This is a genomic window from Paenibacillus sp. FSL F4-0100 (genome assembly GCF_037993005.1).
Taxonomy (GTDB): domain Bacteria; phylum Bacillota; class Bacilli; order Paenibacillales; family Paenibacillaceae; genus Paenibacillus_AQ.
In genome coordinates this window covers 5,331,512-5,349,531 of the sequence record NZ_CP150303.1, presented here as the reverse complement: position 1 = coordinate 5,349,531, position 18,020 = coordinate 5,331,512, and the positions used below count along the sequence as shown (strand labels likewise).

Annotated in this window: 25 protein-coding genes; 24 read left to right on the top strand and 1 reads right to left on the bottom strand. The window is 46.9% G+C overall.

The annotated features are described in order from the left end of the window. Positions 1-38: 38 nt before the first annotated feature. From MHH48_RS24155 to MHH48_RS24100, 12 genes are all read left to right on the top strand, one after another. A complete protein-coding gene (locus MHH48_RS24155; protein ID WP_076325159.1) occupies positions 39-482 on the top strand; it encodes a DinB family protein in 444 nt (147 codons plus the stop codon). A gap of 49 nt (positions 483-531) precedes the next feature. Then, a complete protein-coding gene (locus MHH48_RS24150) occupies positions 532-870 on the top strand; it encodes a YrdB family protein (protein WP_076325158.1) in 339 nt (112 codons plus the stop codon). Between the two features lie 42 nt (positions 871-912). After that, positions 913-1,494 (top strand): histidine phosphatase family protein, encoded by a 582-nt coding sequence (locus tag MHH48_RS24145; protein WP_076325157.1) that lies wholly within the window; start codon positions 913-915, stop codon positions 1,492-1,494. 229 nt (positions 1,495-1,723) lie between these two features. Further along, entirely contained in the window at positions 1,724-2,644 is a 921-nt protein-coding gene (locus MHH48_RS24140) for an oxidoreductase (protein WP_076325156.1), read from the top strand. Positions 2,645-2,822: 178 nt separating this feature from the next. Further along, positions 2,823-3,299 (top strand): NUDIX domain-containing protein, encoded by a 477-nt coding sequence (locus MHH48_RS24135; RefSeq protein WP_076325155.1) that lies wholly within the window; start codon positions 2,823-2,825, stop codon positions 3,297-3,299. Positions 3,300-3,322: 23 nt separating this feature from the next. Continuing rightward, complete coding sequence (locus MHH48_RS24130; RefSeq protein WP_076325154.1) at positions 3,323-3,736, top strand: VanZ family protein; 414 nt, start codon at positions 3,323-3,325, stop codon at positions 3,734-3,736. 264 nt (positions 3,737-4,000) lie between these two features. Next, positions 4,001-4,612, top strand: coding sequence for a bis(5'-nucleosyl)-tetraphosphatase (symmetrical) YqeK (yqeK, locus tag MHH48_RS24125; protein WP_179090705.1), 612 nt, complete (start codon positions 4,001-4,003; stop codon positions 4,610-4,612). A gap of 57 nt (positions 4,613-4,669) precedes the next feature. Continuing rightward, on the top strand, positions 4,670-4,957 hold the full coding sequence (locus MHH48_RS24120) for a hypothetical protein (RefSeq protein WP_076325152.1): 288 nt from the start codon (positions 4,670-4,672) through the stop codon (positions 4,955-4,957). Positions 4,958-4,993: 36 nt separating this feature from the next. After that, on the top strand, positions 4,994-5,398 hold the full coding sequence (locus MHH48_RS24115) for an RDD family protein (protein WP_076325151.1): 405 nt from the start codon (positions 4,994-4,996) through the stop codon (positions 5,396-5,398). 24 nt (positions 5,399-5,422) lie between these two features. Continuing rightward, positions 5,423-5,980: a hypothetical protein gene (locus MHH48_RS24110; RefSeq protein WP_076325266.1), complete on the top strand. Its 558-nt coding sequence runs from the start codon at positions 5,423-5,425 to the stop codon at positions 5,978-5,980. A gap of 35 nt (positions 5,981-6,015) precedes the next feature. Further along, a complete protein-coding gene (locus tag MHH48_RS24105; RefSeq protein WP_076325150.1) occupies positions 6,016-6,648 on the top strand; it encodes an HAD-IA family hydrolase in 633 nt (210 codons plus the stop codon). Positions 6,649-6,966: 318 nt separating this feature from the next. Continuing rightward, positions 6,967-7,848, top strand: coding sequence for a Cof-type HAD-IIB family hydrolase (locus MHH48_RS24100; protein WP_076325265.1), 882 nt, complete (start codon positions 6,967-6,969; stop codon positions 7,846-7,848). 17 nt (positions 7,849-7,865) lie between these two features. On the opposite strand, the gene MHH48_RS24095 is transcribed toward MHH48_RS24100, so the two are convergent. Beyond that, positions 7,866-8,732: a LysR family transcriptional regulator gene (locus MHH48_RS24095; RefSeq protein WP_076325148.1), complete on the bottom strand. Its 867-nt coding sequence runs from the start codon at positions 8,730-8,732 to the stop codon at positions 7,866-7,868. Positions 8,733-8,877: 145 nt separating this feature from the next. Here MHH48_RS24095 and MHH48_RS24090 point away from each other — a divergent pair, with 145 nt between their 5' ends. The 12 genes from MHH48_RS24090 to MHH48_RS24035 all read left to right on the top strand — a co-directional run bounded on the left by MHH48_RS24090 (position 8,878) and on the right by MHH48_RS24035 (position 18,019). Continuing rightward, positions 8,878-9,225, top strand: coding sequence for an SMR family transporter (locus MHH48_RS24090; RefSeq protein WP_076325147.1), 348 nt, complete (start codon positions 8,878-8,880; stop codon positions 9,223-9,225). Continuing rightward, positions 9,225-9,539 (top strand): multidrug efflux SMR transporter, encoded by a 315-nt coding sequence (locus MHH48_RS24085; protein WP_076325146.1) that lies wholly within the window; start codon positions 9,225-9,227, stop codon positions 9,537-9,539. Before MHH48_RS24090 ends, MHH48_RS24085 begins: the two co-directional genes overlap by 1 nt. Positions 9,540-9,682: 143 nt before the next feature. Next, positions 9,683-11,377: a M3 family oligoendopeptidase gene (locus MHH48_RS24080; protein ID WP_076325145.1), complete on the top strand. Its 1,695-nt coding sequence runs from the start codon at positions 9,683-9,685 to the stop codon at positions 11,375-11,377. A 140-nt stretch (positions 11,378-11,517) separates the two neighbouring features. Beyond that, positions 11,518-12,399, top strand: coding sequence for a GNAT family N-acetyltransferase (locus MHH48_RS24075; RefSeq protein ID WP_076325144.1), 882 nt, complete (start codon positions 11,518-11,520; stop codon positions 12,397-12,399). A gap of 40 nt (positions 12,400-12,439) precedes the next feature. Beyond that, positions 12,440-12,985 carry an NUDIX hydrolase gene (locus MHH48_RS24070; RefSeq protein ID WP_076325143.1) on the top strand — a complete coding sequence of 182 codons (546 nt, stop codon included), beginning with the start codon at positions 12,440-12,442 and terminating at the stop codon, positions 12,983-12,985. A 49-nt stretch (positions 12,986-13,034) separates the two neighbouring features. Beyond that, positions 13,035-13,667, top strand: coding sequence for a histidine phosphatase family protein (locus MHH48_RS24065; protein ID WP_076325142.1), 633 nt, complete (start codon positions 13,035-13,037; stop codon positions 13,665-13,667). A 205-nt stretch (positions 13,668-13,872) separates the two neighbouring features. After that, the gene (locus MHH48_RS24060; protein ID WP_076325141.1) at positions 13,873-14,958 is read left to right on the top strand and encodes a dienelactone hydrolase family protein; all 1,086 of its coding nucleotides are present in this window, start codon (positions 13,873-13,875) and stop codon (positions 14,956-14,958) included. Between the two features lie 3 nt (positions 14,959-14,961). Continuing rightward, complete coding sequence (locus tag MHH48_RS24055) at positions 14,962-15,972, top strand: phosphotransferase (protein WP_076325140.1); 1,011 nt, start codon at positions 14,962-14,964, stop codon at positions 15,970-15,972. A gap of 39 nt (positions 15,973-16,011) precedes the next feature. Then, entirely contained in the window at positions 16,012-16,224 is a 213-nt protein-coding gene (locus MHH48_RS24050; protein WP_076325139.1) for a hypothetical protein, read from the top strand. A 13-nt stretch (positions 16,225-16,237) separates the two neighbouring features. Next, positions 16,238-16,936, top strand: coding sequence for a cyanophycinase (locus MHH48_RS24045; protein WP_076325138.1), 699 nt, complete (start codon positions 16,238-16,240; stop codon positions 16,934-16,936). A 455-nt stretch (positions 16,937-17,391) separates the two neighbouring features. Then, complete coding sequence (locus tag MHH48_RS24040) at positions 17,392-17,691, top strand: DUF952 domain-containing protein (RefSeq protein ID WP_340387564.1); 300 nt, start codon at positions 17,392-17,394, stop codon at positions 17,689-17,691. Positions 17,692-17,731: 40 nt separating this feature from the next. Continuing rightward, on the top strand, positions 17,732-18,019 hold the full coding sequence (locus MHH48_RS24035; RefSeq protein WP_076325137.1) for an antibiotic biosynthesis monooxygenase: 288 nt from the start codon (positions 17,732-17,734) through the stop codon (positions 18,017-18,019). Position 18,020 lies beyond the last annotated feature (1 nt).

Here is an 18,020-nt window from a genome sequence, read left to right as displayed (position 1 = left end):
GCTTATTGGCTGAGAGGAGCTCTTAGGAGGAATAGCGTATGGAGTCAATCATGAAGCTGGAAGCATTGATTACCGAAATGACAGAGATTGTAACGGCGACTAATGAGGTGGAGTTCAATCTGAAGCTTGCGCCCGATAAATGGTCCAAGAAGGAGATTCTGGGTCACCTTTGCGATTCAGCGGTAAATAACCATATCCGGTTTGTAAAAATTTTGCTGTCCGATTATCCGATTGCCATTCAGGGGTACGCGCAGAACGATTGGGTTCGGGTGAACAATTACCAGGATCAATATGATCAATCGGAAGTGTTGTCACTGTGGCAGCAGATGAACCGGATGATTCTGCGTGTCATGCAAAAAGCGGATTCGTCTGATTTCCAGAAAAAATGTGTGCTGCCCGATAAAAAGGAGGTCACGCTGGAGTGGTTATTTAACGATTATGTCGATCATATGATCCATCACCTGGAGCAAATCGAGCTGTGATTACAGCATTGACATTTGGTATACAACAGGAAACGAAAGGTGCTCCAATATGTTCAAAGTTTTGAATCTTGCGATTCGATTTATTCTGGAATTGATTCTATTATTTTCGATTGGTTACTGGGGCTTCCATTATGGCTCCGGGCTCATGGCACAGGTTGCACTCGGTATTGGGCTTCCACTGCTTGCAGCCGTCATCTGGGGCATGACCATCTCTCCGAAAGCAAGGATCAAGCTGCCGCATGCCGTGGTGCTGCTTATCGAATTTCTTATATTTGCAACCGCGGTGGCATGCCAGGTATCCTCGGGCTTTATAACGTTTGCCATTGTGTTTGCATTTGTGGCTCTGGTGAACCGCCTCATCGTGATAAAATGGAGGATGCAGCCTTAGAGAGTATATTGCAGATTTACATGGAGATGTACCTAGTGGGAGGTGGATGATACGGCTACCATCGGTCTTATTAGACACGGAATAACGGATTGGAATGTTCAGAATAGGGCTCAGGGACGGAGCGATATTCCTCTTAATGGGGAGGGGAGGCAACAGGCTCAACGAATCGCTGAACGCTTAAAGAAAGAGCCTTGGGAGATCATCATCTCAAGTCCCCTGATCCGTGCAAGAGCTACTGCGCAGATCATTGCTGAAGAGATCTCTGTGCTTGATATCATGGAAGATCAACGAATTTGCGAGATCGATTGCGGTCTTATTGAAGGAACTACAGAGGAAGAGAGGCTGGTGACTTGGGGGCACTCCTGGCGGGAACTGGACTTAGATATGGAACGTTATGAGGATGTCGCCGAGCGAGGAACTCAGTTTTTGGAGGAAGTAATGCAAGCATATGAGAACATGCATGTTCTCGTTGTGAGTCATGGCGCCGTCATTGGATTATCTCTGCAAAAGTTGCTACCTCAGCGTTTTGTATCTACCTATATGGATAATGCCTCCTTAACTCTTCTAACCAAGTCCAACGGTGAATGGAATTGCCCCTTATTCAACTGCACGGAGCATTTATAAATCCTCTAAAAAGGCTGCCTACGTCTGATAATCAGATGGAGGCGGTCTTTTTGCATTGGATTCAGGTTTAATTTAAAAGACGAATTAAAGTCACGTCCTTTAGTGGTTCAGGATGATATGATGGTTGAAAGAAAAGCCTATGTTCGGCTGCTGGATATCCTCAATAACATAGCGAATCGAAAAGCTAGCGTGATCATTTAAAATGCTGTAGGTAGAGGAGAATGAGCTTATGATTTTGAAAATCGGTATGATTGGTTTGGATACATCGCATGTCTCCATTTTCTCGAAAATGCTGCATGACAAGGCACATCCCTATTACGTTCCAGGCGCAAGGGTTACAGCGGCATTTCCCGGAGGATCCCCGGACTTCGAGCTTAGTATAAGCCGGGTGGACGGGTATACCAAGGAACTTGTTGCGTGGGGAGCCGAAATATTGGATTCTCCGGGAGACGTCGCCAAACAGGTCGATGCCGTCATGCTCGAAGCGGTCGACGGAAGGTCGCATCTGTCCTTGTTTCGCGCGATTGCTCCTCATTGCCAAATGGTATTTATTGATAAGCCGTTTGCGGTGAGCAGTAAGGACGCAATAGAAATTGCCGAACTGGCGGAGCAGTTTCAGGCTACCGTTATGAGCAGCTCGTCTCTTCGATATGCGCAAGGGCTTCAGGATGAACTGGCTCGCGGCGGTGTAGATGATATCATTGGCGTGGACTGCGCCGGACCGCTCCCCCTTCAGCCGACACAGCCGGGATTTTTCTGGTATGGAATCCATGCGGCGGAGATGCTTTACCGTGTTCTCGGACCCGGATGCGTAAGCGTGCATGTCGCTGCGACCGAATTGCATGAGGTATTAACAGCGGTTTGGAATGACGGGAGAGTCGGGACGATCCGGGGAAATCGGGCAGGTAACGAACGCTTTGGGATGACCATTCATCGAACAGAGGCTAGCAGCTTTGTGGACATCATGGCGCATCCGAAACCCTATTATGCGAGTCTGCTGGAGCAGATCATGAAGATGTTCACGACAGGTGTCTCGGACGTTCCTTTATCTGAGACGCTGGAGATCATTCGTTTTCTGGAGGCTGCAAATGTCTCTCGCGAAACGGGAGAAACTGTGAGACTGGATGATAACGATCGAACAGGAAGTTAAAAGAATTAACAATATGTGTTAATGGATGGAGGTTATCTGGGAGGTTGCTGCGATCACCCGATAGCCTTTTTGACCTGCAATTATACATAATATTCCCATTTTGACTTCGTTAATTGTATGATAGACAGATCAAGAAAATTCAGCAGCTATTCATTAGCCGTGTGGAGAGGTGGTTTTTATGACGTATCATATTCGGGTGAGACCGACAGCATTGGTTTTTCAAAATGAGCATGTGTTATTGGTCGAGTATGTAGATGAGAACGGAATGCATTACAATTTGCCTGGAGGCGGGGCCGAGCCAGGAGAGTCGATTATAGAGGGCGCTTTGAGAGAATTGTACGAGGAAACCACGCTGGAAGCACAGGTTGGACCTGTCGCATTTGTGTACGACAATGCTCCTCATAAGCAACCAGGAAATAACATAACGGACATTCACACGCTATACATCGTGTTTGAATGTTATCCACATGAAGGATCATCCCCGAAACTTCCGGCTGCGCCAGATCCGAATCAAACCGATGTGAAATGGATTCCGCTCGAGCAGCTGGACGACATTATTTTGTATCCGAATATTAAGAAGCACATTAAACAGTATGCACAGGAACGCAGAAATATTGAAATAATCGAAGACTACGTATTGGATAAATATGTTTGAATTCATTTTCACAGGAGACCTCAATGAAATCGCATTATAAAATGATCGCCTTGATCCTCCTCATCGGATACACCATGTTGCTAACTTACTGGATGATCTGGGGATTCGGGAGGACAACACAATCGGAATTCAGTTATAATCTGGTGCCATTTTCGACGATGGCAAGTTATTTCCCCATTCGCAGCTTGGCTTCATTGATCAATATCGTTGGGAATATCGCTGTGTTTGTGCCTTTCGGGGTGTTGATTCCAGTTGTATTTCGAATTCGATACATTAAGATGTTGGGTTTCTTTTTAGTCGGGTTATTCGTGCTCGAAATGGCACAGCTGATCTCCCGGCGAGGAAGCCTGGATGTGGACGATTTTATTTTGAACTCGGTAGGTGTTACGATTGGTTATGGTTTGCTTGGGGTCATTATGAAATCGAGGAGCAGATAACCGTAACCGCATATTTCGATCATACATAAAATAGTGTATAACAGGCAGCAGAATGGCTTAACTACGATGTAGGAAAGTCATTCTGTTTTTTGTATTTGTGGCTGATTTTGTTGTGTAGAAGTTACATTCTCAACATGAGCTGGATGACGCCAATATGGGGAAATGTGGGAAAAACTATTGTTCGATCAGGAACCGAAGCTTACAATGATATGAGGGATTGGAAAATGTTGTGTGGAAAGGTGTGTGTCTAGGATGAGGGATTCCGTGTTTAGTAAGTTGACTCATGGCATAGAGTTTACATATAACCTAAGGGATGATGTAGAAGCTTTTCTCATCAAGCATGGAGAGCAGGAAACGTTCGAGCATATCATGAATGTAGTTCGAGAGGCGTTAGCCATCGCGCCGTTATTTGATGTAAACCCAGATGCAGCCCGGCAGGCAGCGCTGCTGCACGATATCAGCAATGCTATTTCGGTAAGTGAAATGAAGGAGGCCGCGGAAGAATGGTCTTTACCCATTAATGAAGAGGAACACCTATATATCAGGATCATTCATCAGAAGCTTTCCATGGAAATGGCTCAGCGTATCTTCGGCTGCACTTCTCCGGACATATTGAACGCTATTGAATGCCATACAACGTTAAAAGCCGGGGCAAGCCAATTGGATAAGGTATTATTCGTTGCGGATAAGATCTCTTGGGAACTTGAAGGCGATCACACCTTTCAAGCGGACATGCGCACTAAACTGGACGAACTGGATTTAGACGGAGCGGCGCTTGTGTATTTGGGCCATGTATGGAATCAACGTGACAAAATGAAATTGGTGCATCCGTGGTTAATCGCAGCCAGAAGTGAGCTAATTAGCCAAAGAGTATAATCATTTGCCGCTGCTTGGTTGATAAAGTAACTGATAATAGGAAGGACTAGATACCCTATGAACAATAAAGCGATGGGCATTATTTTCATCTTTATTTCGGCTTTTTTGTACGGTATCCGGTACTTAACAGCCGCGATTGCGGGGATATACAATCCCTGGATGTTTGAGGATTTGTTATCGGAATATGGAAAAGGGCCGTGGATATTCAGCATCATTAGTTTGATTCTCGGTATCTTATGCTTCATCGTCCCCATCATTCGTAAATGGCTAGAGGATGACCTGAACAAGATCAAGCATAACTGGGAGGAGTTTGATCAGACAGACAGCGCCGATAGGAGTCCATAATTAAATGCTATCTTGATTTTTTAAGGAGGTATATTGATGGGCGAAAACCAAGTTGCCGGCTTTTGGATCCGGCTAGGCGCCAATCTTCTGGATGGAATCATCGTGAGCCTTCCGTTATGGTTCATTGCAGGTTTGATCACTGGGAATTTTGAGAATGAGCCGATCAATAATTTGATTTATGGTCTGTATGCCATTTTGGTGCCCGTGTATTGGAATGGTTATACCATCGGCAAGCGTTTATGCGGCATTCGAATACGCAAATTCGATTTTCTTGAGCCGCCGGGCATAGGAACGATGCTGCTCCGCAACCTCGTAGCGGGAATTGTGTATACGCTAACGTTTGGAATTGGTCTCATCGTGAGTATCTTTATGGTTGCGATGCGCGAGGATAAGCGTTCCCTTCACGATTTTATCGCCGGTACGGAAGTTGTGTATGATTAGGAGATGAAGGGGTGTGTGCATTTTTTGCGACTACGCATCAACAGACGGCTGACGTTCACCATGATTGTTATGATGATATTGATTTCAGGCTGCTATGAGCAGAGAGCAGACGATTTCTACGATGCGGAGTGTGTAACGGAAGAAGAAAGGGAAATCCGCGAGACAGACTATATTCAAGTTCCGTATGAGCAGCTTCTATATACCAAAACCGCCTCGGAATTTACTTGGCAGTCCCGTTCGGTAGCGCATCTTGATCCGGATATTCAACAGCTTTATGATGACAGCATAAATAGGGCTCCCGGCGGGTGGGTGCTTAAGGAAACGAGTCAGGAAATTTATATGTTGATTAGCGGAGGACAGCTTCCGTCGGCAAAAGGTTTTCGGATCGCATCCATGAAGATGACCAGCGAACAGATAGGGGATCCAAAGAATCATCTATATATCACTTTAGCTTCACAAGCAGATGATGGGACGGAGGATTACCCTGGCCAGGCAAGCGTCACATCATTGATCCGAATACCCAAATCAGGCTTACCTGCTGGAGCCGCAATTCAAGGCGTTTCCATGACGGGAGTTGATTAGATATCGGGTTCACGATAAAAGGGATTATTTTTGATATGGATAATACGCTGCTGCATTCCAGCATTGATTTTGGCGCGATGAAGAGGGACATCTACGCCTTTCTATGCCATCACAGAATCTTGCCCCAAGGTCTGTCTATGGACACCCATACCACCTCAACCATTATTGCTGAAGCCATGAATACAGGGCAGCTGTCGGAAGATCTTCGTCAGGCGATGTGGAATATTGCCAAAGAACATGAGATGAGAGGGATGATGGGTGCAGAACTAGAAGCGGGCGCAAGCGAGCTTGTTCAGCACTTGCATGGGCAGATGCATCTGGCCATTGTGACGAATAATGCGGTTGAAGCAGCGATGGCCGCATTGGAAGAGAATCGGATTGCGCAATATTTTGATCTCATTATTGGAAGAGAAGCCATGGGCTTGTTAAAGCCGGCACCTGATGGTTATTTGGAGGTATTGAAGCATTTCCCTCATACATCACCGAAGGAATGGTTGTCTGTCGGAGATGCCTGGGTGGATGGCACGGCCTCCGAGAGCGCCGGAATTCCATTTATCGCCTATCGCGGGAACATTGCGAGAATGAACAGCATGGGTGTTTTTCCGCTTGCCGAGATTCAGCATATAGAAGAAGTTATAGATTATCTTCAGCCGCGTATCACTAAATAAATCTCGGAGGTGCCATCCCCCTATGCTGAGTTTTATAACGGAGATTCCAGAGGGTAAACAGATTGGCAGTGTATACTGTGTTCCGGTGCTTGATAATGGAGATGTTGTCATGGTATGGGATCGTTATGAGAAGGTGCTCACACCGAGGGACAAGTTATGCCATATTGATGACTCTATAGAATTCCTTTACCCTATCCAACTTAGAAGTTGTATAATCATGGAAGATGTCTGAATCATAATAAAGGCCCAGTCTTAGAAGAGCTACTCTATGACTGGGTTTTGTCACATACTGGACGGCGAAGGAGGCATTGCTTCATGATGAAGAAAAGAGCGTATATTACCGACCTGGATGGAACGCTTCTACGATCAGATCAGACACTCTCACCCTATACTAGGGATGTTATCGCGAATGCTCTGGAGCAGGACGTGGTCGTCACGTTTGCTACTGCCCGCGGCTATATTAGCGCTCAAAGCGTCGTCTCGGAAATCTCCTGGAAGTACCCGCTGATTCTATATAACGGCGCTTTGATATATGACGGGGTGAATCAAACTGTAATCGATGGTTCCTGGCTTGAACGGGAGATCTCGAATGAGATTATCGACGTGGGGAGGAAGTTTGGTATTACTCCTTACTATTTTTCATTGGATGTGGATCATCGTGAGCGTGTTTTGCATGAGGCGCTGCGGAGAGAGGGAGAGAAGGCTTTTTATCATAGTCGGCCCCATGATCCGCGATTTATGGAAGTGAGGACCCTGAACTGTCCGCCGGATTACCGGACGCTAGCTCTTACATACATTGGACTTTTTGAGGAATTGGAGCCGATACGGTGCGAGGTCATGGAATTATTCGGTGATGTGATTCATGCACATATGATGCCGGATTACTATATCCATAACCACTTTTTCTTGGAATTCAGTCATGCTAAAGCAAACAAAAGAGACGGACTGCAATTATGGTCCTCCCATATGGGTATTGATCTGGAGAGCACGGTGGTTTTCGGTGACCACATCAATGATATGGGGCTGTTTGAAGCCGGAGGCACCCGGATCGCGGTGCGAAACGCGCATGAAAGGATACGGCAGCTGGCTGACCAAATTATCGACTCGAATGAACTTGATGGTGTCGCCCATTATATCCAGCAACAGATGGAACTGTCGGGAGAGAATACCATTATATCCACTCTGGGAGGACAACTATGATGTTGAGACATCACAGTTCATAAACCTTCTGTCTTATCGAAATTAACTTTAACCAGCTCGGCAAAAGCGGAAAATGCCTTGTTCCTGAACCGGTCGTTGCGCCGGATCAGGCTTGTCGAGGTATGCCGGAAGGCTTCCGGGATCGAGAAGCTGCCCATATCCGCAAATTCTCCGCTCAAGACGGAGGTGGGGAGCAGCGTAGCGGCAAGACCTGATTGTACGATGCCTAATTGGGTCTCTAACGATGAGACTTCGATCATATTGGTTAGCGGAATTCCTTCGCTTAACAGCCATCTTTCGAGAATACTTCGAAATGGGCATCCTGCTGGAGCAACGGCCCATTTGGTGACCGCCAGGTCGGGAAAGGGCTGTTCCTTCGATTTGGTCAGCAGTTTGACCTCGTCCTCTTCTACATAATCGGCAACCAGCTTCGGCGGAATGTTTCCTGTCACAAATGCACCGTCCAGCTGATAGTTTAATACTTGGGCAATCAGCTCCGAAGAGCTGCCGGTCAAGAGCGATAGCGTGACTTCCGGGTACATGGTTTGATAGTCCGACAAGGATTTAATGAAATGTCCGCAATGCACCGTATCCACGACGCCAATGGTTAAAGAACCGCTTGGATAAGGCGTTTCCTGTACAGCCCGCACCGCTTCTTCAGACAGATTGAGAATGGTACACGCATAGTCCCGGAACATCCGTCCTTTTTCCGTCAAAGTCACTCCATTGGAGTGTCTGTTGAATAAGGGAACCCCCAGTTCATTCTCGAGCTTTTTGACCCGGGCCGTAACATTGGACTGCACATACCCAAGTTGCTCCGCAGCGCGGGTAATATTCCCTTCATCGGCAATCCTCAGAAAAACCTTCAGATCGGTAAGCTCCATCTAAACCTTCCTCTCTCCTTCAGGCATCACTAAAAATGATGACATCATTATTATTTATCATTATACGGTATGCCATTTTTAGATTACAATCACAACTACATCATAAATATTTTCATGCAAATATAGAGTGGAAGGATGTTGGAGGATGAAAAAGGCATGGTGGCTCTTATTATTGGCGGGGGCACTGGAGGTTGTATGGGTATCCGGTTTGAAGCATTCCGATACCTGGTGGCAGTGGATCATTACCATCGCTTCGATTATATTCAGCTTTAAAGTTTTTCTGGACTCTGCAGCTAAACTTCCCATCGGTACGGTATATGTGATCTTCACTGGACTCGGGACAGCCGGTACGGTGCTGGTGGAGATCGTCGTGTTTGGCGAGCAGGCGAATCCCATCAAGCTGCTGCTGATTGGCATGTTGGCTGCAGGTGTGTTGGGACTCAAACTGGTCACGAAGGATACGGATAACCAGGCGAAGGAGAGTGGTGCGTAATGGAATGGCTCGCTCTGATCGCCGCAGGGTTATGTGAAGTGTTGGGTGTGATCGCCTTAAGAAGGGTGAGCTTGACGCGCAGCTTGGGCTCCTATATCTTTTTAGCTTGTTCGCTTGGTTCGAGTTTCCTGCTGCTGACGTACGCGATGGCCTTTATTTCTATGGGAACCGCTTATGCGATTTGGACGGGAATCGGGACGGCCGGCAGCACGCTGCTGGGAATGTTTGCGTTCGGAGAACCGAAGGAAGCGCGTCGGGTTTTCTTCATTGCTCTAATCCTGGCTTCAGCGATTGGCCTTAAGATCATCACGTAACGAATAGGGGTGTGTAGAATTTCATAGACCTGTGAAGGATATTGTGATTAGCATATAGAATTTAGATACTAGGTTTGGTGTTTTGAATCTGGTATCAGACGCCAGGATCCATTTTTTTATATGGGAAAGGACAGGTGTATCTTATGAAATTCAGCGAATATCGCTATGAACGCCCCGACGTAAAAGCTTTTGAGCAAAAGTTTAAAGAGCAACTTAACGCCTTCACCTCCGCCAGTACGTATGAGGAGCAGGACCAGGCGATGACCCAAATTAACAAACTCCGCAGTGAGATGGATACTCTGAGTCAACTGGTGTATATCCGGCATTCGATTGATACGAACGATGAGTTCTATAAGGCAGAGCAGGATTTCTTTGACGAGAATGGACCCGTCATCCAGGAATACATAACGGATTATTATCGGGCCCTCGTGGATTCGAAATTCAGAGCCGAGCTTGAGAACAAATGGGGGCGGCAGCTGTTCCAACTGGCAGAGCTCTCCCTCAAAACATTCAGTCCTGAGATCATTGAGGATTTGCAACAGGAGAATAAACTGACGACGGAATATTCGAAGCTGATCGCTTCTGCCAAAATTCAGTTCGAAGGTGAAGAGCGTACCTTGTCGCAATTGATTCCTTTCCAGCAATCGACGGACCGCAATATGCGTAAACGTGCTATGGAGGCGTCCAGCGGCTTCATGGCTGAGAACGAAGCAAACTTCGACCGTATCTATGATGATCTGGTTAAGGTGAGAACCAAGATTGCCAAGAAGCTAGGCTTTAACAACTATGTAGAGCTTGGTTATGCCCGCATGGCCCGTACGGATTATAACGCGGAGATGGTTGCTAATTTCCGCAACCAGGTGCTAGAGCATATCGTTCCCGTTGCAACCAAGCTGAAAGAACGTCAGCAGAAACGAATCGATGTGGACCAACTGCTGTACTACGATGAGAACTTCTCATTCAAATCGGGGAATGCAACACCGAAGGGTGACCCGGATTGGATCGTCAACCATGGTGCAAAGATGTATGAAGAATTGTCTCCGGAAACTCACGAGTTCTTTACCTTCATGCAGGAGAACGGCCTCATGGATCTGGTTGCCAAAAAAGGCAAGCAGAGCGGTGGATACTGTACCTATATTAGCGAGTACGGCGCACCGTTTATTTTCTCCAATTTTAACGGGACTTCCGGCGATATTGATGTGCTGACGCACGAAGCCGGTCATGCGTTCCAAGTGTATGAGAGCAGAGGTTTCGAGGTGCCGGAGTATGGGTTCCCAACCTATGAGGCGTGTGAAATTCATTCCATGAGCATGGAATTCTTCACATGGCCGTGGATGGACCGCTTCTTCGAAGATGAGGCGGATAAATACCGCTTCGACCATCTCGCAAGCGGACTTATCTTCATTCCTTACGGGGTTACGGTTGATGAATTCCAGCATTTTGTTTATGAAAATCCGGATGCAACGCCGGCCGAACGGAAACAGGCATGGCGCGAGATTGAGCGGAAATATCTGCCGCACCGGAACTATGATGATAATGCGTATCTGGAGCAAGGCGGTTTCTGGCATAAACAAGGTCATATCTTTAATTCGCCGTTCTATTATATCGATTATACGCTGGCTCAAATCTGTGCATTCCAGTTCTGGAAGAAGATGCATGAGGATCAATCCGCTGCATGGGCAGATTATCTGAACCTGTGCCGTCAAGGTGGAAGCAAGTCCTTCACTGAACTGGTGAAGGTGGCAGGGTTGATCTCCCCATTCGAGGATGGCTGTGTCACTTCCGTCATTGGCAGCATCGAAGCTTGGCTGGACAGCGTAGACGATGCAGCTCTTTAAATCGTAAATAAGCATTGCTAAGACATGCAGGGTAACACGATGAGTACTTTACTCAGGTGTTTTTCCTGCATGTTTTTAATAGAGAGCATCTCTAAATATGCCTTACTCACTCGTGGCTCATGGATTAGGAGGATTTGAATATGATTACATACAAACCGCTAAGCGCGCTTCCAATTCGGGAAGTATCGGAGCTCTGGAATCACTCATTTGAAGGGTACATGGTTAACGCCTCGATGCCGCTGGACCGTTTCATTGCCCGTATCGGAAATGATGGTCTGTGCATGGAGAGATCACTCGCTTGTTATATGGATGGCGTACCGGCCGGCATCGTCATGAACAGCTTTCGGGAGGAAGAAGGCGTTAAGATTGCACGTAACGGCGGGACGGCGATAGCCCCCGATTTCCGGGGGAAGGGAATCGGCAAGAACATGATGGAGAAAAACGAAGAGCTGTACGTAGAACAAGGCGTCCGTCGTGCCTATTTAGAGGCGATCAGCACAAATGCGCCAGCGATTCGTCTCTACGAAAGCGTTGGATATGAAATCATCGACCGGCTTCTCATCATGACGAATGAACAGTCCATGGAGCAGCAGCGTACGCAGGATGCGTCTTCAAGGTATACGCTGGTCAGAGGCCTAGCCGCGGAGACTGCCTCCGTAGACTTCTATCGATCCGGTGAAGTCTGGCAGACAGACGCTTCCAGTATCAAGGACGGCGAATGCGTTATTGTATATGAAGGGGAAGAACAGGTAGGCTTTGGTTTGTTTAAGCGGGTGTTCGATGCCAAAGGTCGTTTGACAGCAATCACGCTGTTTCGCTGTGAGGCCGCTCCAGGACACCCCGATGCAGAAGCTGTGATGAAGACGGCGATACTGGAGATAATGCAGCCCGGTTATGCCTGCAAGCGATCCGCATTCAACATCCGGGCTTCGCATCAGGAACTGGTGAACGTGCTGAAGGGGCTTGGATTTACGAGCTCGATGGAGCAGGTGCTTATGGTTCATGAATACAGCACTCCATAGGTTGAATGATTATTTGTAAAGCTCGAAAGGAATTGTGTTCATGAGAAAAAACACGGATTTGAGCCTGTTCCCGGCTCTCTCGAATGATATCCATTGGGGTGTAGTGCGAGCCAGGTTTGCCCTAGGCGAAGATTTCGAAGAATCGATGGTCAGCAATGTCACCATCCTTCCATTTGACGGGGATCGCTGCATTATTTTTCAGGTAGAGGACGGAAGCTGGGAGCTCCCTGGAGGAACCCTGGAACCCGGAGAGTCCTATATGGATGGACTTAGACGGGAAGTTAAAGAGGAGCTGGGTGCTGAGCTCGAGTCATATCGGATCTTCGGCCAGTTTCGTTGTGAATCCAGCTGCAAGACTCCCTATCGGCCGCATATTCCCCATCCTCATTTTGTCCGATTGGTAGGTTACGGAGATGTACGCATCGTCGGAGAGCCGCTAAATCCCGAAGATGGCGAGCAGGTCATCGCGGTAGGGGCGGTTGATTTGGAGGAAGCTGTTAAGCGATTTGAAGAGACGGGCAGGCAGGATATTGCTGATCTGTACAAGCTGGCTTATGCCATACGTCAAGCAGACCGTTCGATTTAGCTGAACGATGAACGATGAGTTGCATACTAGGTTAGGGAGGGAACGATTGATGAAAGAAACAACCACCATCTACCTCGTAAGACACGGACAGACCGAGTGGAATGTGCAACACCGATTTCAAGGACATCTGGATTCGCCGCTGACGAAGCTAGGCATTCAGCAAGCGGAATGGCTCGGCGAAGCCTTGCAGCATGACCCTATCGACCTCATTTACTCGAGTACCAGTAACAGAGCATTCCATACAGCCGAGATTATTAGAGGGAACCGAGATGTGTCGGTTACGGCTTGCGATGAATTCAAAGAAATTAATTTGGGCGTATGGGAAGGACAGATACAGGAACGGATCGGCGAATTATATCCTCAGCAGTTGGATCATTTCTGGAATCATCCGGAGCTGTTCGGCGTCCCGGGCAGCGAGACTTTTCATGAGGTCAGAGAACGAGCGGTGAACAAGCTTGTCGATATTGCCGCATCGAATCCAGGCGCCAGCATTTTGCTGGTCACGCATACCGTGGTGGTCAAGCTGTTAATGGCTTATTTTGAAGGGAGAAGCATGGACCGGCTGTGGGATCTGCCATATATCCACCCGACATGCCTGAGCAAGATTGAACTGACGGATGAGGTGCCTTCCATCATTCTGCATGGGGATGTCAGTCATTACAGGGAGGAGCAGGGTGTGTAAGGATCGTTCGCTGGCTCGCCGACATTGGGTGAAGGAGCTATGTCATGACTCTTTATCTATTTATTCATCGGATTGCCGGCTGCCGGAGGTTAATCCGGGTCGGCCTTAGATCCACTTATGTAAGTAGCACAGATGAATCATATGTTCCTTCTGGCCTTGATAATATTCGCAACGTTAATAACTGCCTTATTCTGGAGTGAAGTGAATGAACATAGGAAGGTTTGTACATGTGTTTTACGATCGCTCAAGGGGGGATTTTGACTCTAGCGATATGGGTAGGAGTATCATAATCAGTCTATTTTATCCGGCAGAGACTAATGCAGAGAGTCCCACGGTCTCATCGTACGCTCGATTGTTTGATCCCTGTGCTGAAATGGCACTCGCTAGCCTCAAAGAGATGGGTGCGGATGAGGAGCATATTAAATCGATAGGGATTCCGGTGGTGAATCAAGCCGAGCCCATGTATACAGCTGAGAAACGCCCGGTTATTCTCTATGTTCCTGCCTTTGGGATTGTAAGAGATATGTACATGTTTCAAATCGAAAATTTAGTCAAGCAGGGATTTATCGTGGTAACGATTGGAGCGACTGACGAATCCATGTTTTCTATTTATCCTGATGGTCGCTTTATCAGACAAGCGGGAAAGATGTCATCCATCGAAAGTATTGATACTGTTCTGTGGGACGAGCTGTTGCAGGCAAGAGTGGAGGATATTTTGTATACGGCCGCTCATTTGCAAGAGCTAGAGTCTTGTTTTTCATCCCCATTGATGGACATGGAACGGATCGGTCTGGTTGGACATTCCTTGGGCGGGGCAGCTGTATTTGAAGCCGTGAAGAGAAAAGCGGATTTCAGGGCAGCGATTTTGCTGGATCCCAGCTTTCATCTTCTCCATCTGCAGGATAGAGCTGATATCGCAACTCCGTTTTTGGTGATGCGGCAAGAAAAATGTACCCATAAGGAACTCCAACCCCAATTTTCAGAAGCGATCTTGAATCCATTTGTCGATGGGTATGAAGGGTTGTATTATTATTTGTCTGGGTATATGTCCTGTTTAAAGGTAGAGGTCGCCAATCACATGACCTTCAGTGATGTTCCCCTACTGTTTAAAGAGGGTGAAGTATCGCAGGTTCAAAGGACCATTAGTCTATACGTGACAGCATTCCTTCGTGAGTATGTGTCGAACAAGTTACACGAATATCAGGGGGTATTGCTGAGTGAGACCATGAATCAGGATGGGGTTTATAAGATTGATCATAAGGGGAACGCGCTGGAAAAAAATGAGGTGTAGACATTGGAACACTTATTTCTGGAGCTCTTGCAGCATTATGTTCATGGACCTGTGCATTCGATCGAGACCGTGCCTTTCGGCATGACGAATGACTCCCGAATTGTCGTAATGAATCAAGGGAAATACGTTGCAAGAATATACAATTGTCATACGAAGAATGAAGAGAGATTGCGGTTCGAGGTTGAATTAACAGCTTATCTGGAGCGTTGTTCCTTATCGTTTGATGTTCCAGGTTTCGTCTCCTGTAAGGATGATGCGAAGTACGTGGTTCTGTCGGACGGTTCCTTGGGCTCCCTGACACGCTTTATCGAAGGAGTGGTCCCTGATCTATCCTGCATGTACGATGTGCTTAGTTATGGACGGACCGTTGGGGAAATATCATATGCTCTTCAGCAATTCGAATTGAATTCCGTTGATGTGGTTTGTCCTGAGATTGCGTTCCATGAAGTTTACAACCTTCATTCTCTAGCCAATCAGACGAACATTTATGAGTTTTTGACATGTCCTCCTTTTGAGATTGATGCCGAACATATAGCTGTTTTGCAAGGATACTATGAATCTGGGTTGAACCATGCAGCTGAACTGAATGTACTGCCTAAGCAAATGGTCCATCATGATATTTTAGTTTTTAATCTCTTGATCGATCCCCAGTCCAGGGAGATGAGCGGTGTATTGGATTTTGATTTTGCGGCTATGGACTTACGGATATGGGAACTATCCATCTGTCTGAACCATCTTCTTCAGCAAGAGGACCAGACCCTGACGAAGGTCGAGTTGTTTTTAGATGAATATCGAAAATATATGAGGTTAACCCGAGCAGAGATCCAGTGGATTCCCTATATCATGGAGTTATATTATGTTTCATTATTAAGCATCTATATCGGACAGCATTTGGCCGGAAGGAACATCGCCTCCTATTTTCACCTGATGTTGAAGCAACTTCTGATCAGAAGTGAATGGATGGAACGGAACCAACATGAGTTTGCTGAATTGTTGTATTCGAAATGTCTATGAATGTGTAACGTCATCAACTTCTAGGATGTGAACAATGCTGTGAGATTACCTTATAAAATAGGATATGCCGTTACATTGGTATGGCTGGTTTGGATTGTGTACGGGTATGTGAATTACGATGTTATGGCAGACCGGGGTCAGCTCTCCATCGTCCTGTTGAGCGCTGTGATTGGCATTATCCTGCTTCCGATTTACTTTATATCCGTGCTGCTGTTCTATGTTTACAAACGAGGTCCGAAAAAGAAGAAATAAGGGGGGGGTTATCTTGAGGGATCGATATCTATATTTGCTTGGAGGACATTCCTTTCAAAAAGAGACCAATAGACAATTTGTAGAGCAAGCGGGCGGTTCCAACGCTAGAATCGTTTTATGCATCATGAACAGACCGGGCTGGGAGGAGTATGTTCCCCTGTTTCAGCAGATGTGGACAGAATCAGGTGCCCGGGATATGCAGGTGATCGTTCCTGATGAGGATGGGATCCTGGACATGGAACAGGCCGAACAGGTGTTGTCACAGGCCACGGGGATATTTATTGGCGGGGGCAACACGGAGAAATACCATCACTATTACGCGACCGGTCGTTTTAAAGATCTGCTGATCAACTGTTATGAGAACGGTGTTCCCATTGCGGGGAATTCGGCAGGTGCCTTGATTCTTCCGGAGATCTGCCTCATATCGCCGCTGGATAATGAACAGAGCGTAATGCTGTTTAAGCAAGGGGTAGGGTTACTTTCGAATGTATTGATCAGCGTTCACTATACGGAGTGGAGCGACCAGTCCAATCTGCTGGAGGGGATGAGAACTAAGAAGGTGAAGCGTGGGATCGGCATTGATGAGCAGGCATGTGCCGTTTTTATCAATGGGCAGCTGGCGTATGCTTTGGGCGAATCCGTCCATGAAGTAATCTTCGAGGATTTTGACCCGGATCAATATACGATTGTAAAGGGGCAGTCCCATAAGTAGGTTTACTCACTTGGCTGACGATTCGTCAGATTAAAAAATGTGTCAAATGAGGAAATGGCGGTGCTCAGGATGTTATCCTTGCACCGCTATTTCTTGCTCTTCGGTCCGTTGCTGCTTGCTTGACGCAGATTATGGGCAAACGAAAGCCATCTGACCTCTAGACTCACTTTCGTCAGTCCTCAATCAGAAATCAAGAAACGGTTTCTTTTCGTATGTCTAACGTATGTTTTCGCACAACATAGCGGAGAGGACGAAACGATTCCGGACAAGCGAGAGCGGTCGGCTAAAAGTTTTCCACAGGAAAGCTCGCTCCGGAAGCATATGCTTTGTCCCCGAATTTCTTCCTTGCTTCAAACCATTCCAAGAAATTTGGGGGCACAGCGACTGGAGGAACGTAGGGCATGATCTATCATATGATTTCTAAGGAAGCCTAGAAGGTAGCACGAGAGAATAGATTGTACGAACCGCCGAGCTTACAGACGGACCGATTTATCCACTGCTCCACAGAGGAGCAAGTCAGCGGAGTAGCCAATATGTTCTATACTGGTAGGACGGATCTATTGGTGCTGGGTATTCAAGAAGATCAGGTGGATGCGGAGATTGTATATGAGGACTTATATGAGATGAACCAATTGTACCCGCATATTTATGGAGGGCTGAACCTGAATGCCGTCCAGAAGGTGTATCGTCTTGAGCCGGATGAAGAGGGGGGATTTGCGTTTCAGGCTTCTACCGAGCTTGAATATAGAGGATAGAGTGATATGAATATTAGCTTGATACCAAGGAGGAAATACGATGATACTTGAAGTGGCAATGCTGCAGGTGAGACCAGGACTAACGGCAGATTTTGAACGTAATTTCCAAGTCGCCTCAGGGATCATCTCCAAGATGGAGGGATATATCCATCATGAGTTGAAGCGATGCCTGGAGGATCAACACAAGTACGTTCTAATGGTGAAATGGGAGACCTTGGAGGATCACACGATAGGTTTTAGGGGATCCGCCGAATATCAGGAATGGAAAAACCTGCTGCACCACTTTTACGATCCATTCCCCGTCGTTGAACATTTTGAAGATGTATAAA